This is a genomic window from Massilia sp. DD77, from assembly GCF_036961685.1.
Lineage (GTDB): Bacteria > Pseudomonadota > Gammaproteobacteria > Burkholderiales > Burkholderiaceae_D > Telluria.
The window spans coordinates 1-15,109 of sequence record NZ_JBAMDH010000064.1; the positions used below are offsets into that span (position 1 = coordinate 1).

A 15,109-nucleotide genomic window follows, 5' to 3' on the forward strand; every position below is an offset into this window, starting at 1 on the left:
CAGGCCCAGCAAGGCCGCCTGTCCCCACAAGGCGCCCTGGGCGGGACGCAGGAACTGCGGAAAGACCGCCAGCATGAACACATAGGCCTTCGGATTGAGCAGGCAGGTCAGCATCCCCTGCAGGAAGATCGCACGTCCCCGCTGCTTGAGTTGCAGTTGCGCCTGCGGCGCGATCGCCAGCGCAGGCGCCGCCCTGGCGCGCAGCAGGGTCCAGCCGATCCAGCCGATGTAGACCGCGCCCGCCAGCAGCATGGCGTTGAACAGCGGCGGCCATACGGCCAGGATCGCGGCCACGCCCAGCACGCCCATCAGGGTATGCGCGACGCCGCCCGCGATGATGCCGCCCACGGCGGCGAAACCGGCGCTGCTGCCGCCGCGCATCGAACTGGCCAGGACGAAGGCCATGTCCAGTCCCGGCAGCGCGATCACGCCGAAGACGACCGCGAAGAACCATCCCAGTTGTGCCGCATCCATGTTTTTCTCCTGCCCTGTGAACGATGAGGATTGCAGCGTAAGCGCCAATCAGGACATAATCGGCCCTGATTTCTACCAACATTTTCGATATGACGAAGCCGACGACCCGCGTGCTGGCGGTGCTGGAACTGCTGCAGGCCCATGGCCGCATCAGCGGCGCCGAAATGGCCGCCCGCCTCGGCGTCGATGCGCGCACCTTGCGGCGCTACATCGCTACCCTGGAAGAGATGGGGATACCGGTGACGGCCGAGCGCGGACGCGCCGGCGGCTACAGCCTGGTGGCCGGGTTCAAGCTGCCGCCGATGATGTTCAGCGAAGACGAGGCGGTGGCGCTGTCGGTGGGCCTGCTGGCGGCGCGCAGCTTCGGCCTGGGCCGCACCGTGCCGGCCGTGGCCAGCGCCCAGGCCAAGCTGGAGCGCACCATGCCCGCCAGCCTGCGCCAGCGCGTGCGCGCCGTCGACGAGACCGTGCAGCTCGACGTTCGGGATGCGTCCGCCAGCCCCAGCCACACTGCCCTGGCCGCGCTCTCGGTCGCGGCCCGGACCGGACAGCGCGTGCGCCTGCAGTACGGCGACGCGGCGGGCAGGCTGTCGGAACGTGGATTCGACGCCTACGGACTGGCCTACCATGGCGGCTGCTGGTATGCGGTGGGCTGGTGCCATCTGCGGCGCGCCATCCGTTCCTTCCGTCTCGACCGCATCCGCGCGGTGGAGTCGCTGGAGCGGCAGTTCGAACGGCCGCAAGACTTCGATGCGCTGGCCTACCTGCAGCGCTCGGTCGCCATCCTGCCGCGCGCGCATGCGGTGGAGGTGCTGCTCAAGACCACCCTGGAACGCGCGCAGGGACAGTTCCCGCGCACGATCGCGGTGTTCGAGCAGATGCAGGATGGGGTGGTGATGCACAACCAGGCCGACGATATCGGCTGGATGGCGAGGCAGCTGGCGGGCTTGCCCTTCGATTTCGAGATCAGGCGGCCGGCGGCATTGCGCGAGGCGGTGCGAGAGTGTGCGCGGAAACTTCTACAGCAGGTGGATTTGCCGGTGCCTCGATCGTAAGGTGGACGGGGAACCCGTCCACCTTACGCCTATCAATGCTTGTGCCCACAGCCCGACATCACCGGCGCGCCCGGCAGCTCGGCTCCAGGCGTACGCCCGCTCTCCTCGTCAAACCCGGCCGCCTTCAGGCGTGCCAGGTATTGCTGCCACAGTGTCTGCTGCTCGCTCCCGAGCTTGTACAGGTAGTCCCAGCTGAAGATCCCGGTCGCGTGCCCATCCGAGAACACCGGCTTGATCGCATAATTCCCGACCGGCTCCACCTCCGTGATGCCGACCTCGCGCTTGCCCACCTGCAGCACTTCCTGCCCCGGCCCATGCCCTTTCACCTCGGCCGACGGCGAATACACGCGCAGCAGCTCGAAGGGAATCGAAAACGCGGCGCCGTCGTCGAAGGCGATGTCGAGCAGGCGCGATTTCTGGCGGACGGTCAGTTCAGTCGGATTGGGCATGGCGATCCTCGATTACGTGAAACGGCGCAGGATAGCAGCTTCCAGCTGCGGCAGCAGCGCACGGCGCGCGGCCAATACCTCGGCAGGCGTCTCGCGCACGGCCGCCGCCCACACCGGCGCCGGGAAATGGGCGTCGTCCGCAAAGCGCGGAATGACGTGCCAGTGCAGGTGGGGTACCACATTGCCCAGGCTCGCCACATTCACCTTCAGCGGCCGCATGACTTCGCGCACCGCCTCTTCCAGCTGGAACACGGCCTCGTTCAGCAGCAGGCGGTCTTCGCGCGCCAGGTCGCTCATCTCGCGCACATGCTCGTTCCAGATCACGCGGCAAAAGCCCGGATAGCTGGCGTCATCGACCACGATGACGCTGAACTTCGGCCCGCGCCAGACCCTTGGAGCGGCCAGTGCGCACAATTCGCACCCCGTCATACCAGCACCCGCTCGATGCCGCCGTTGTTCGCGCGCGCCACGTACTCAGGCAGCCAGTTCTCGCCCAGCAGGTGCCTGGCGATCTCCACCACGATGTAGTCGGCGGTGGTGCCGGCGTCCTCGTTGTAGCGCGACAGGCCTTGCAGGCAGGACGGGCAGGAGGTCAGGATCTTGACGTCGCCCTTGAAGCCGTCGGCGCGCAGCTTGTCGGCGCCCTTCTCCATCTCGGCTTCCTTGCGGAAGCGTACCTGGGTCGCGATGTCCGGACGGCTCACCGCGAAGGTGCCCGACTCGCCGCAGCAGCGGTCGTTCTTCTCGATCTGCACATTGTCGACGGTCGAGACCAGCGCGTTCACGGTCTTGAGCGAGTCCTGCATCTTCATCGGCGTGTGGCAGGGATCGTGGTACATGTAGCGGGTACCGCTGACGCCTTCGAGTTTAATGCCTTTCTCCAGCAGGTACTCGTGGATGTCCATGATGCGGCAGCCCGGGAAGATCTTCTCGAACTCGTAGGTCGCCAACTGGTCGTAGCAGGTGCCGCAAGAGACCAGCACGGTCTTGATGTCGAGGTAGTTCAGCGTGTTGGCCATGCGGTGGAACAGCACGCGGTTATCCGTCATCATCTTGTCGGCCTTGTCGTACTGGCCGGCGCCGCGCTGGGGATAGCCGCAGCACAGGTAGCCCGGGGGCAGCACGGTCTGCACGCCCACTTCCCACAGCATCGCCTGGGTCGCCAGGCCCACCTGCGAGAACAGGCGCTCGGAGCCGCAGCCGGGGAAGTAGAACACGGCTTCGGTGTCGGCCGTCGTCGCCTTCGGGTTGCGGATGATCGGGATGATCTTGTCGTCCTCGATGTCGAGCAGGCCGCGCGCCGTCTTCTTCGGAAGGTTGCCCGGCAGCTTCTTGTTCACGAAGTGGATCACCTGCTCGCGGATGGGCGCCTTGCCGGTGGTCGGCGCCGGCGCCTTGGTCTGCTCTTTCGCCAGGCCCTTGAGCAGGCCCGCGCCCACGCGCTGGGCCTTGTAGCCCCAATCCACCATCGCCTTGCGGGTGGCGTTGATGGTGGTCGGATCGGTCGCGTTCAGGAAGAACATGGCGGCGCGGTTGGCCGGCTTGAAGCTGCGCTTGTCCATCTTGCGCAGCAGGTTACGCATGTTCATCGACACGTCGCCGAAGTCGATGTTGACCGGGCAAGGCGTCACGCACTTGTGACACACGGTGCAGTGGTCGGAGACGTCCTCGAACTCTTCCCAGTGGCGGATCGAGACGCCGCGGCGGGTTTGCTCTTCGTACAGGAAGGCTTCGATCAGGGCCGAGGTGGCGAGGATCTTGTCGCGCGGCGAGTACAGCAGATTCGATTGCGGGACGTGGGTGGTGCACACCGGCTTGCACTTGCCGCAGCGCAGGCAGTCCTTGATGCTGTTGGCGATCTCGCCGATGTCGCTCTGCTGCATGATGAGCGATTCGTGGCCCATCAGGCCGAAGGACGGCGTATAGGCGTTGCGCAGGTCGGCGTGGGCGCCCTCCAGGTTGAGCAGCTTGCCCTTGTTGAAGCGCCCTTCCGGGTCGATGCGCAGCTTGTAGTCGCGGAATTCGCCGATCTCTTCGTCGGTCAGGAACTCGAGCTTGGTGATGCCGATGCCGTGCTCGCCCGAGATCACGCCGTCCAGCGAGCGCGCCAGCTTCATGATGCGCTCGACGGCCTTGTGCGCGTCCTGCAGCATCGCGTAGTCGTCCGAGTTCACCGGCAGGTTGGTGTGCACGTTGCCGTCGCCCGCGTGCATGTGCAGGGCCACGAAGACGCGCGAGCGCAGCACGCGCTTGTGGATCGCGGTGCACTCGTCGAGGATGCACTTGTAGGCCGCGCCGTTGAAGATCTGGCGCAGCGGCGCGCGCAGGTCCGCTTTCCACGAGACGCGTATGGTGTGGTCTTGCACCACGTCGAACAGGGTGGCGTGCGGCTGGATGGCCAGGCGCTGTTCCAGGGTCGGGGACAAATGATCCAGGCCGAGGGTGGCGAGCTGCTCGCGCACGTCCGCCAGGCGGGCGTCCAGGTTGGCCAGGATGAAGGTCCAGCGCTTGCCGACCAGCTGCACCAGGGCTTGCGCCTGCTGCGGACGGTCGCCCAGGATCTCGGCGCGGTCGACGGTGTCGCCGGTGGCGTCGTCGCTCTTCTCGATCGGCAGGTGCTCGTTGCTCAGGTAGGCGTGCAGCTGTTCGCTCAGCTGCAGCTTGTTCTTGATCGACAGCTCGACGTTGATGCGCTCGATGCCGTCGGTGTATTCGCCCATGCGGTTCAGCGGAATCACCACGTCTTCATTGATCTTGAAGGCGTTGGTGTGGCGCGCGATGGCCGCGGTACGGGCGCGGTCGAGCCAGAACTTCTTGCGCGCTTCGGCGCTCACGGCGACAAAGCCTTCGCCCACGCGGGTGTTCGCGATGCGCACCACTTCCGAGGCGGCCAGGGCCACCGCGTTCTCGTCGTCGCCGACGATGTCGCCGAACAGCGCCATCTTGGGCAGGGTGCCGCGCTTGGACTTGGTGGCGTAACCAACCGCGCGCAGGTAGCGCTCGTCCAGGTGCTCCAGGCCGGCCAGGCGCAGGGTGGCAAAGGCCGGGTCGCCGTTCTTCGGCAGGCTGTCCAGGTAGTCCTTGATTTCGACGATCGAGGGGATCGCATCGCGCGCCTGGCCGAAGAATTCCAGCGCCACGGTGCGCGTGAACTTCGGCATCTTGTGGAGGATCCAGCGGCTCGAGGTGATCAGGCCGTCGGTGCCCTCCTTCTGGATGCCCGGCAGGCCAGCCAGGAACTTGTCCGTGACGTCCTTTCCCAGGCCTTCCTTGCGGAAGCGGCGGCCTTCGATGGTGAGCGTCTCGGTGCGGAAAGGCTCGCCCTTGGCCGCGCCTTTCGTGCTCGGATGGGTCCATTCGAGCTTGAAGGTGGCCACCGGCGCATCGTGGATCTTGGACAGGTTGTGGTCCATGCGCGTGACTTCCAGCCAGTCGCCGTTCGGGTCGACCATGCGCCAGGAGGCCAGGTTGTCGAGCGCCGTGCCCCACAGGACGGCCTTCTTGCCGCCGGCATTCATGGCGATGTTGCCGCCGATGCAGGAGGCATGGGCCGAGGTCGGGTCGACCGCGAACACGAAGCCGGCCTTCTCGGCGGCTTGCGAGACGCGCTGGGTGACCACGCCGGCGCCGGTGTGGATGGTCGCGTACTCGCGGTCCACGCCCGGCAGGCGGGTCATCTCGACGTCGCCCAGCCCGATCAGTTTTTCGGTGTTGATCACGGCCGACATCGGCGTCAGCGGAATCGCGCCGCCGGTGTAGCCGGTGCCGCCGCCGCGCGGGATGATGGTCAGGCCCAGCTCGATGCAGCCCTTGACCAGGCCGGCCATTTCTTCCTCGCTGTCCGGCAGCAGGACCAGGAAGGGGTATTCCACGCGCCAGTCGGTAGCGTCGGTGACGTGCGAGGTGCGGTGCATGCCGTCGAAGCGGATGTTGCGCTTGTCGGTGTAGGCGCCGAGCACGCGCTGGGCGCGCTTGCGCAGGTCGTACATGTCGCGGAATTCACGCGCGAAGTCGTCGACCGCCTTGCGCGCCGCGCCCAGGAGCTGTTCGACGGCGGCGCTGCGCGCGGCGCTGTCGCCGCCCTCTTCGGCGCCGACGCTCAGGCGGCGCTTGTCGACTTCGCCCAGGCGGTGGTGCAGCGCTTCGATCAGCTTGGCCCGGCGCTTCGGGTTGTCCAGCATGTCGTCCTGCAGGTAGGGATTGCGGCGCACCACCCAGATGTCGCCCAGCACCTCGTACAGCATGCGTGCCGAACGGCCGGTCTGGCGCGCGCCGCGCAGCTCGTCGAGCAGCCGCCACGACGACTCACCCAGCAGGCGGATCACGATTTCGCGATCGGAGAACGAGGTGTAGTTGTAGGGGATCTCGCGCAGGCGCGCGGGAGCGTTATCGGCAAGCAGGGTATGGATGTGTGCGGGGGCGTTCATTGGGATGACAAATCGACGTCGGACTGGCCCGAAGGACATTCATTCTAGCTTATTGCGCTGCACCACGCTGGGCGCGTGGCCAAAATGCCAAAGGGGGATTGGAATGAAATACTGCAGGACCACTGTCTATACAAATTTTATTCAGACAGAGTTAGCTGTTTGCATCAAAGGTATGGAGGGGTGAGCGAAATGGCATATCCCGTACCGTTATCGGCTTGGCTTCCCGTCGTCCACGCGAAGGCGGGGATCCAAGCTTGCTTGAACAGCTACGCACACGAACTTGGGTCCCCGCCTTCGCGGGGAGTCATTGCCGCCAATGGCGGGAATGACGTTCATGCGCTGCTGGATAAGTTCAGCCAATCAAGCGCTCGAAGAAATCCCCCACCGTCTTCCAGAACCCGTTCGGGATATACAGCAGCACCGCCGTCATGCTCACATAGCGCATGAACTTGCCGATCGCCATGTACATCACGCTCGGCCAGAACGGCAAATGCAGCCAGCCCGCCAGGGTGCACAGCGGATCGCCCACGCCCGGCACCCAGGACAGCAGCATGGTCTTGGCCCCGTACTTCTTGAGCCAGCCGAACCAGCGGCTCTGGCGTTCGCGGGCGAAAGCCACCTTGGCACGGTAGCCGAGGAAGTAGTCGACCGCTCCGCCCAGGGTGTTGCCGACGGTGGCGACCAAGATCGCCGGCCAGAACATGGCCGGGTTCGCCTTCACCACCGCGAACACCGCCGGTTCCGAGCCCAGGGGCAACAAGGTTGCCGACACGAAGCTGATGAGGAAGACCGAGGTCAGCCCCACGGTCGGCGCGGCAAGCACGTTCAAGAGCCAGAGGACGGCGTTTTCGATCATCGATGGTTGCCTGGAGCGATAGTGTTGAGCGTCCATTATAATGACCCTCACTTATCGTCACGACACGATACGACGAGCCTGTCATCCAGCCCTCGTATTGCATTACCTTGCACTGCGCGCCACGGTCATCCTCCCGGCAAAACAGTTCGCGTCGTCCCGGACCGCCAGCAATGGCCACCATTACCGCTATCCGACCATGACAACCGACTACCTCAAGAAAATCCTGACCGCCCGCGTCTACGACGTGGCCCAGGAAACGCCGCTGGAACTGGCGCCCACGCTGTCCCAGCGCATGGGCAACCGCATTTACTTCAAGCGCGAGGACATGCAGAGCGTGTTCAGCTTCAAGCTGCGCGGCGCCTACAACAAGATGGCGAACCTGTCGCCCGAGCAGCTCAAGCGCGGCGTGATCTGCGCCTCGGCCGGCAACCACGCCCAGGGCGTGGCCTTGTCGGCCTGCCGCCTGGGCTGCCGCGCCCTGATCGTGATGCCGACCACCACGCCGCAGGTAAAGATCGACGCCGTCAAGGCGCGCGGCGGCGCCAGCGTCGAGGTGGTGCTGCACGGCGACTCCTACACCGACGCCTACAACCACGCCCTGCTGCTCGAGAAGGAACAGCGCCTGACCTTCGTGCACCCCTTCGACGATCCGGACGTGATCGCCGGCCAGGGCACGATCGGCATGGAGATCCTGCGCCAGCATTCCGGCCCGATCCACGCGGTCTTCGTGGCCATCGGCGGCGGCGGCCTGGTCGCCGGCGTGGGCGCCTACATCAAGGCGGTACGCCCGGACATCAAGGTGATCGGCGTGCAGACCCTGGACTCGGACGCGATGGCGCGCAGCCTCAAGGCCGGCGAACGCATCACCCTGCCCGACGTCGGCCTGTTCTCGGACGGCACCGCGGTGCGCCTGGTGGGCGAGGAAACCTTCCGCGTGGCGCAGCAGGTGGTCGACGAAATCATCCTGGTCGACACCGACGCCATCTGCGCCGCGATCCAGGACGTGTTCCAGGACACCCGCAGCATCCTCGAGCCGGCCGGCGCGCTGGCGGTGGCCGGCGCCAAGGCCTATGTCGAACGCTCGCAGATGCAGCGCGAGCCGGTCAAGAACGAAACCCTGGTGGCCGTGGCCTGCGGCGCCAACATGAACTTCGACCGCCTGCGCTTCGTTGCCGAACGCGCCGAGCTGGGCGAGTCGCGCGAAGCCGTGTTCGCGGTGACGATCCCCGAGCAGCGCGGGAGCTTTCGCCGCTTCTGCGCACTGGTCGGCCCGCGCAACGTCACCGAGTTCAACTACCGCATCAGCGACGAAAGCGAAGCCCATGTGTTCGTGGGCGCGCAGATCGCCAGCCGCAGCGAATCGCACCTGCTCGCGCGCACCTTCGAGGAGCACGGATTCCGCACCCTGGACCTGACCTACGACGAACTGGCCAAGCTGCACATCCGCCACCTGGTGGGGGGAAAGAGCGCGCTGGCGCAGGACGAACTGCTGTATCGTTTCGAATTCCCCGAGCGGCCCGGTGCGCTGATGCGCTTCCTGGAAAGCATGGCGCCGAACTGGAATATCTCGTTGTTCCATTACCGGAACCAGGGGGGCGACGTGGGGCGCATCTTGGTCGGGCTGCAGGTGCCGAAGGCGGAGATGGATGAGTTCATGCGCTTCCTGGCGACGCTGGGGTACCGGTATTGGGACGAGAGCGCCAATCCGGTGTATAAGCTGTTCTTGGGGTGATGCCTTGTGCCGGCAGAGCTTTATCGAGGCTGGAGCCGGCATGCTTTTGTTGAACGCGTCGGCAGGGAACCTGCCGACCCTACGGCTTCGCGAACCAGCGCAGCCCTTCACACGATAGTTGAACGCGTGGGCGGTGAACACGCCCACCCACCGCGCCACGAGCGCCTTTGTTATGAACACTCCTGATCAATCGCCACTTGGCAAAAACGCGGCCTACCAGAGCCAGTACGCGCCCGAACTGCTGTTCCCGATTCCGCGCCAGCAAAAGCGCGAAGAGCTCGGGCTGTCGGGTACGCTTCCCTTCTTCGGGGTCGACATCTGGAACGCCTACGAGCTGTCCTGGCTGAACATGCGCGGCAAGCCGCAGGTGGCGATCGCGACCTTCAGCGCGCCGGCCGATTCGCCCAACATCGTCGAGTCGAAGTCCTTCAAGCTCTACCTGAATTCCTTCAACCAGACCCGCCTGGCGAATACCGACGCCCTGCTGGCGCTGCTGCGCGAAGACCTGTCGAACGCGTTCGGCGCGCCGGTCCACGTGGCGCTGACCACGCCGGACGCCTTCGGCAGCCTCAGGATGGGCGAGTTCGAGGGCACCCTGCTCGACCGCCTCGACGTCGAGATCGACGCCTATGTGCCGGCGCCGCACCTGCTCACAGCCAATCACGAGGACGCGCCGGTCGAGGAGACCCTGGTGTCGCATCTGCTCAAGTCGAACTGCCTGGTCACCGGCCAGCCGGACTGGGGCACCGTGCAAATCCATTACGTCGGTCCGCAGATCGATCAGGAAGGCCTGCTGAAATACCTGATCGGCTTCCGCGAGCACAACGAGTTCCACGAGCAGTGCGTCGAGCGCATCTTCATGGACGTCCTGCGCCAGTGCAAGCCGACCAAGCTGGCGGTCTATGCCCGCTATACCCGCCGCGGCGGCCTCGACATCAATCCCTGGCGCGCGAATTTCAGCACCGGCAAACCGCCGAACCTGCGCACCGCTCGGCAATAAGGCGCGCCGGCCCGGACGGATGTACGATTTTGGCCACAGCCGTGGCCAATATCACACAGTGCCGGACCGAAAACCGTGGTCATTTTCGCATTGCCCGCTTTTTGAGCAGTACGTGATCAAAAATCGGCGGAACGCGGGACGGGCGTACGTTCGCTGGCCCGGCAGGCTAATTTCATTAAGGAAATTGCGTCCTAAATCACTGGAGAATTCGGCAGGCGAACCCCACTTTCGTTGAGTAGGAATACGGCTTTCGGCGAGGCCTTCGACCAGACGCGAAATCGAATGTCACGGCTGTGAAACAGGCCTATAATTCGTGCTCGCAAGCACTCCACTTGTGCACCGCACCATATGTCATGACCAATCTTAGCAAAATCCTTTCGCTCGAGAACGTGCAGCTCGACCTCGAAGTGTCGAGCAAGAAGCGCGCTTTCGAGCAGGCCGGCCTGATCTTCGAGAACAATTGCGGCATCGCGCGTTCGACCGTGTCGGAGAACCTGTTCGCCCGCGAGCGTCTCGGTTCGACCGGCCTGGGCCACGGCGTCGCCGTTCCGCACGGCCGCATCAAGGGCAGCAAGAGCCTCAAGGCGCCGCTGGCCGCCTTCGTGCGCCTGAAGGAGCCGATTCCTTTCGAGTCGCCCGACGGCCAGCCGGTCAGCCTGCTGTTCTTCCTCCTGATCCCTGACCACGTCACCCAGCAGCACCTGGAAATCCTGTCCGAGATCGCTGAGCTGTTCTCCGACGAAGCGGTGCGCAACGCCCTGGCCACCGACATGGATCCCAAATCGGTCCACGAGCGCATCATCAACTGGCAACCTAGCCTGCAAGCCCTGGGCTGAGAACCTATCCCAGTAGGCAAGAGTCGCTCCTGGCGCGCCTGGTAAGCGCAGGCGGCGTTGCTCGTCGTTGTGTGGCCAGCCACACTGCCTCTTCGCGCCTTGCCTGCACGTCCCATGCATCGCCATGAGCTTCCTCCCGCCTACTGGGATAGGTTCTAAGTTACACTGTTCTGCATGGCAATCCCGCCGTGCTTTCGACAATGCTCATGCTGCAATCACCGCTGACCATCCAAAGGCTGTACGACGACAATCGCGACAGTCTCCAGCTGGGCTGGTTCGCGGGCTTCCCCGGCGGCGAGCGCCAGATCGCGGGCGACGCCGCTTCGGCGGCCGACCAGGTCGGCCACCTGAACCTGATCCACCCGGGCCGCATCCAGGTCTTCGGGCACCAGGAACTGAATTACTACCACCGCCTCAAATCGAGCTCGCGCAGCCATGTGATCGGCGAACTGATCGGCGGCGGCCCGCCGGCCCTGATCATCGCCCAGGGCCTGGAAACCCCGCCCGACATCCTCGCCATCTGCGACGAGCAGAACATTCCCCTGTTCTCGACCCCGCTGCCGGCGGCCCAGGTGATCGACTTCCTGCGCGTCTACCTGTCCAAGAAGCTGGCCCAGCGCGTCATCATGCATGGCGTGTTCATGGACGTGCTCGGCGTGGGCGTCCTGATCACCGGCGACTCCGGCCTGGGCAAGAGCGAGCTGGGCCTGGAACTGATCTCGCGTTCGCACGGCCTGGTGGCCGACGACGCGGTGGAATTCTCGCGTATCGCGCCGAACATGATCGAGGGCCGCTGCCCGCCGCTGCTGCAGAACCTGCTGGAAGTGCGCGGCCTGGGCCTGCTGGACATCAAGGCGATCTTCGGCGAGACCGCGGTGCGCCGCAAGATGCGCCTCAAGCTGATCGTCCACCTGGTCAAGCGCGGCGCGCTCGACGAGGAAGTGGAGCGCCTGCCCTTCCACTTCCCGACCGAGGATGTGCTGGGCCTGCCGATCCGCAAGGTCGTGATTCCCGTCGCGGCCGGCCGCAACATCGCGGTGCTGCTCGAGGCCGCCGTACGCAACACCATCCTGCAATTGCGCGGCATCGACACGCTGCAGGAATTCATGGAACGCCAGCGCCAGGCCATGAGCAGCGACTAAGCGCCCGCGGAAGCACAGGGGCGCCGCGGTTTTTTGGTATCATCGCCGCATGCACATCGTCCTCATCACCGGCATCTCCGGCTCGGGCAAATCGGTTGCCCTCAATGTCCTCGAAGACGCGGGCTACTACTGCGTCGATAACCTGCCGCCCGCGCTGCTGCCGGCCCTCGTCTCGGCGGTCGATGAATCCGGCACCGGCAAGATCGCGGTCGCGGTCGACGCCCGCAGCGCCGAGTCGCTGGTCGAGCTGCCCGTCAGCGTGCGCCGCCTGCGCGAGGAAGGCCACTCGGTCAAGGTGATGTTCCTGACCTCGAGCACCCATTCGCTGGTGGCGCGTTTCTCGGAAACCCGGCGCAGCCACCCGCTGTCGCACGAGCTGCGGCCCGGAGAAAACCCTGCCTCGCGCCGCACCCTGATCGAATGCATCGCCGAGGAGCGCGAGCGCCTGTCGGCGATCGAGAACCTGGGCCACGTGATCGACACCTCGGAACTGTCGGCCAACAAGCTGCGCGCCTGGATCAAGGAACTGGCCGAGCTCGCGCATGCGCCCCTGACCCTGTTCTTCGAATCCTTCGCCTTCAAGGTCGGCGTGCCGCTCGACGCGGACTTCGTGTTCGACGTGCGGGCGATTCCGAATCCCTATTACGACCTGGCCCTGCGGCCCCTTACCGGGCGCGACGCGCCGGTGATCGCCTTCCTCGACGCCCAGCCGAGCGCGGCCGAGATGCTGGAAGATATCCGCGCCTTCGTGGAGAAGTGGCTGCCTTCGTTCAAGACCGATAACCGCAGCTACCTCACCGTGGCGGTGGGCTGCACCGGCGGGCAGCACCGTTCGGTGTACATGGCGGAACGCCTGGGCGCCTACTTCGGGACGACCGAGCGCGTGATCGTTCGGCATCGGGAGCAGCCGAAGAACCTGACGGCGTGATGCCTCGGCACGTCGTTCCGGCGGAGGCCGGAACCTAAGCTCATATGCTCAACAGCTAGCATTCGAAGCGTTCACTGAGCGTGGGAATTGGGTTCCGGCCTTCGCCGGAACGACGTATCACATCCTTCTGGCGAAGCCAGGCCTACCGATAATCCCGCGCATCGAACGGGTAAGCGTAGATATTCTCGATGAAGCGTTCCCCCGTCCTGCGCTGCCGCCCCAGGTACAAGGTGGCGCCATGCACGAAGGGCGTGAATTCCGCATCGTCCGGATCGTTCGAATTGATCGGCGCGCGCAGGCGGCGCGGCGTGCCCCAGCGCCCGTTTTCGCGGAAGGCGATGAACAGGTCGGGCCGGGTGTCCAGGTCCGCCGCCGAGAAATAGATCAGGTAGCTTTCGTCGGGCGCGACATAGGGATTCGATTCGCGCGCCTTGGTGTTGACCGGCAGGCCGAGATTGCGCGGCGCGCCGTAGCGGCCGTCCACCAACTCCGACACCCACAGGTCGGATTGCATGCCTGGCGCTTCCTTCATGAAGTAGATGCTGCCGTTGGCGGCCATCGCGGCCGACGATTCGGAGACGTCGGTGTTGATCTCGTGCCCCAGGTGGCGCACCGCGCCCCAGCCCTGCGCCGTGCGGTCGACGGCGTAGATGTCGAAGCCCTTGCGCGCCGGCCGGTCCGGGACCGGACGGTTCGACTGGAAGATCAGGCTGCGGCCGTCCGGGCTGAACATCGGGTCGATGTCGTTCGCGCCCTCCACGCCCGAGAACGGCGCCACCGAAGGCGCCTGCCAGGCGCCGTTCACCTTGCGCGCCTCCATGATCACGAGCCGCGCCCTGGTGCCGCCGGACTTCACCCACAGCGCATGCTGCCCGTCCGGGGATAGCGTCAGGCCGAAGGCGCCGTCGTCGGACACGACGCCGGGAAGGAACATGGCGGGGTCCGGCTTGGACTGGGGCGCGGCCTGGACGGCATATGCCGGCAGGAGCAAGAGGAACAGCAGACAGGCCAATGTCTTCATCGGTACTCCTCGGTCTTGGTGGCTGGGCGCGGCGCGCGTTTCATTGTGCTGGCGCCGCGTGAGGCGGTCAAGCCGCCCTCATGTCAGGCCAGGTGCCGCAGCGGATGCGCCCACGCCGGCCAGGCCGGTTCGAAGAAGCGCTCCACCATCTCCGGGCTCACCTCTTCCAGGGTCGCGGGGTTCCACTTCGGCGCATTGTCCTTGTCGATCACCAGCGCCCGCACGCCTTCCAGCACTTCGCCGTGCTCGAAATTGCGGCGCACCAGGTTGCGCTCCATGCGCAGGCAATCCGCCACGTCCATCGACGCGCCGCGCACCAGCAGCTCGCGCGTCACGCACATCATCAGCGGCGAACGCAGGCGCATCGCCTTGAGCGCCTTTTGCGCGAACGGGCTCTCGTCGCGCGCCAGGGATGCCATGATCGCCGCCACCGAGGCCGCGCCGAAATGCGCATCGATGGCCGCGCGCTGCGCCTGCAGCTCGCTCGCGCCCACCTGTTCCGCGAACGGCGCCGCGAAGGCGCGGATCGCCGCCGGCAGTTCCTTGCCCGGCGTGCCCTCGATCAGGGCGTTCAGGCCGGCCAGCTCGGCGCCCGGCACGAACACGTCCGCCAGACCCACGTAGAGCGCATCGGCCGCGCCCACCGTCAGCCCGGTCAGGCCCAAGTAGTTGCCCAGCTGGCCAGGCGCATGCGACAGGAAGTGGCTGCCGCCGACATCCGGGAACAAACCGATGTTCACCTCGGGCATGGCCATCCTGGTGCGCTCGGTCACGATGCGCAGGCCGCAATCCGGACCGCCCTGGGCGATGCCCATGCCGCCGCCCATCACCACGCCGTCCATGAGGGCGATGTAGGGCTTCGGATAGAAGTGGATCAGGTGGTTGAGGGCGTATTCCTCGGTAAAGAAATCCTCCAGCAGCGCACTGCCGCCCATCGGGGTCGCATGGCCCACGTCGTGGAAAAAGCGGATATCGCCGCCCGCGCACAAGGCCTTCTCGCTGGTGCTGGTGATCACCACGGCGTCGACGCCTTCATGGCCTTGCCATTCGAGCAAGATCGCGGTCAGGGCCCGCACCATCTCGAGCGATAGGGAATTCAGGGCCTTCGGGCGATCAAGGGTAATGATGCCGGTACGGTTGGCGACGCGGGTCAGGACGTGGTCGGTCATGGCGTGTGCTGTGAAATAAA

At 65.5% G+C, this 15,109-nt stretch carries 13 protein-coding genes; 6 read left to right on the top strand and 7 right to left on the bottom strand.

Annotated features, from left to right (window positions below):
* Nucleotides 1-474, bottom strand: a 474-nt coding sequence (locus V7778_RS24100) for a LysE family translocator (RefSeq protein WP_335560005.1), incomplete at its 3' end; no start/stop codon positions are given.
* 89 nt (nt 475-563) lie between these two features.
* On the opposite strand from V7778_RS24100, the gene V7778_RS24105 reads away from it, so the two are divergent.
* Nucleotides 564-1,529: a helix-turn-helix transcriptional regulator gene (locus tag V7778_RS24105; protein ID WP_335560006.1), complete on the top strand. Its 966-nt coding sequence runs from the start codon at nt 564-566 to the stop codon at nt 1,527-1,529.
* 32 nt (nt 1,530-1,561) lie between these two features.
* Here V7778_RS24105 and V7778_RS24110 read toward each other — a convergent pair whose 3' ends face one another.
* The 4 genes from V7778_RS24110 to V7778_RS24125 all read right to left on the bottom strand — a co-directional run bounded on the left by V7778_RS24110 (nt 1,562) and on the right by V7778_RS24125 (nt 7,261).
* Entirely contained in the window at nt 1,562-1,978 is a 417-nt protein-coding gene (locus tag V7778_RS24110; RefSeq protein WP_335560007.1) for a DUF971 domain-containing protein, read from the bottom strand.
* Nucleotides 1,979-1,990: 12 nt separating this feature from the next.
* Entirely contained in the window at nt 1,991-2,407 is a 417-nt protein-coding gene (locus V7778_RS24115) for an HIT family protein (RefSeq protein WP_335560009.1), read from the bottom strand.
* On the bottom strand, nt 2,404-6,405 hold the full coding sequence (locus V7778_RS24120) for an FAD/FMN-binding oxidoreductase (RefSeq protein WP_335560011.1): 4,002 nt from the start codon (nt 6,403-6,405) through the stop codon (nt 2,404-2,406). The genes V7778_RS24115 and V7778_RS24120 overlap by 4 nt, the downstream gene beginning before the upstream one ends.
* A gap of 352 nt (nt 6,406-6,757) precedes the next feature.
* On the bottom strand, nt 6,758-7,261 hold the full coding sequence (locus V7778_RS24125) for a YqaA family protein (RefSeq protein ID WP_335560013.1): 504 nt from the start codon (nt 7,259-7,261) through the stop codon (nt 6,758-6,760).
* Between the two features lie 196 nt (nt 7,262-7,457).
* On the opposite strand from V7778_RS24125, the gene ilvA reads away from it, so the two are divergent.
* From ilvA to rapZ, 5 genes are all read left to right on the top strand, one after another.
* Nucleotides 7,458-8,993, top strand: coding sequence for a threonine ammonia-lyase, biosynthetic (ilvA, locus tag V7778_RS24130; protein WP_335560015.1), 1,536 nt, complete (start codon nt 7,458-7,460; stop codon nt 8,991-8,993).
* 172 nt (nt 8,994-9,165) lie between these two features.
* Nucleotides 9,166-9,993, top strand: a complete 828-nt coding sequence (gene queF / locus V7778_RS24135) for an NADPH-dependent 7-cyano-7-deazaguanine reductase QueF (RefSeq protein ID WP_335560017.1) — start codon at nt 9,166-9,168, stop codon at nt 9,991-9,993.
* Nucleotides 9,994-10,346: 353 nt separating this feature from the next.
* A complete protein-coding gene (locus V7778_RS24140; protein ID WP_335560019.1) occupies nt 10,347-10,829 on the top strand; it encodes a PTS sugar transporter subunit IIA in 483 nt (160 codons plus the stop codon).
* A gap of 206 nt (nt 10,830-11,035) precedes the next feature.
* Nucleotides 11,036-11,971, top strand: coding sequence for an HPr(Ser) kinase/phosphatase (gene hprK, locus V7778_RS24145; RefSeq protein WP_211520464.1), 936 nt, complete (start codon nt 11,036-11,038; stop codon nt 11,969-11,971).
* Nucleotides 11,972-12,020: 49 nt separating this feature from the next.
* Nucleotides 12,021-12,899, top strand: a complete 879-nt coding sequence (gene rapZ / locus V7778_RS24150) for an RNase adapter RapZ (protein WP_335560022.1) — start codon at nt 12,021-12,023, stop codon at nt 12,897-12,899.
* Nucleotides 12,900-13,041: 142 nt separating this feature from the next.
* Here the strand turns inward: rapZ and V7778_RS24155 are convergent, their stop codons facing one another.
* Both V7778_RS24155 and V7778_RS24160 read right to left on the bottom strand, forming a co-directional pair.
* A complete protein-coding gene (locus V7778_RS24155; protein ID WP_335560024.1) occupies nt 13,042-13,920 on the bottom strand; it encodes a hypothetical protein in 879 nt (292 codons plus the stop codon).
* Nucleotides 13,921-14,003: 83 nt separating this feature from the next.
* Nucleotides 14,004-15,089, bottom strand: coding sequence for an enoyl-CoA hydratase/isomerase family protein (locus V7778_RS24160; RefSeq protein WP_335560026.1), 1,086 nt, complete (start codon nt 15,087-15,089; stop codon nt 14,004-14,006).
* Between the last annotated feature and the right edge of the window lie 20 nt (nt 15,090-15,109).

Excerpts from the sequence above, each read along its gene's own strand:
- V7778_RS24105 (WP_335560006.1), top strand. The coding sequence starts at position 564 with ATGACGAAGCCGACGACCCGCGTGCTGGCGGTGCTGGAACTGCTGCAG.
- V7778_RS24110 (WP_335560007.1), bottom strand. The coding sequence starts at position 1,978 with ATGCCCAATCCGACTGAACTGACCGTCCGCCAGAAATCGCGCCTGCTC.
- V7778_RS24115 (WP_335560009.1), bottom strand. The coding sequence starts at position 2,407 with ATGACGGGGTGCGAATTGTGCGCACTGGCCGCTCCAAGGGTCTGGCGC.
- V7778_RS24120 (WP_335560011.1), bottom strand. The coding sequence starts at position 6,405 with ATGAACGCCCCCGCACACATCCATACCCTGCTTGCCGATAACGCTCCC.
- V7778_RS24125 (WP_335560013.1), bottom strand. The coding sequence starts at position 7,261 with ATGATCGAAAACGCCGTCCTCTGGCTCTTGAACGTGCTTGCCGCGCCG.
- ilvA (WP_335560015.1), top strand. The coding sequence starts at position 7,458 with ATGACAACCGACTACCTCAAGAAAATCCTGACCGCCCGCGTCTACGAC.
- queF (WP_335560017.1), top strand. The coding sequence starts at position 9,166 with ATGAACACTCCTGATCAATCGCCACTTGGCAAAAACGCGGCCTACCAG.
- V7778_RS24140 (WP_335560019.1), top strand. The coding sequence starts at position 10,347 with ATGACCAATCTTAGCAAAATCCTTTCGCTCGAGAACGTGCAGCTCGAC.
- hprK (WP_211520464.1), top strand. The coding sequence starts at position 11,036 with ATGCTGCAATCACCGCTGACCATCCAAAGGCTGTACGACGACAATCGC.
- rapZ (WP_335560022.1), top strand. The coding sequence starts at position 12,021 with ATGCACATCGTCCTCATCACCGGCATCTCCGGCTCGGGCAAATCGGTT.
- V7778_RS24155 (WP_335560024.1), bottom strand. The coding sequence starts at position 13,920 with ATGAAGACATTGGCCTGTCTGCTGTTCCTCTTGCTCCTGCCGGCATAT.
- V7778_RS24160 (WP_335560026.1), bottom strand. The coding sequence starts at position 15,089 with ATGACCGACCACGTCCTGACCCGCGTCGCCAACCGTACCGGCATCATT.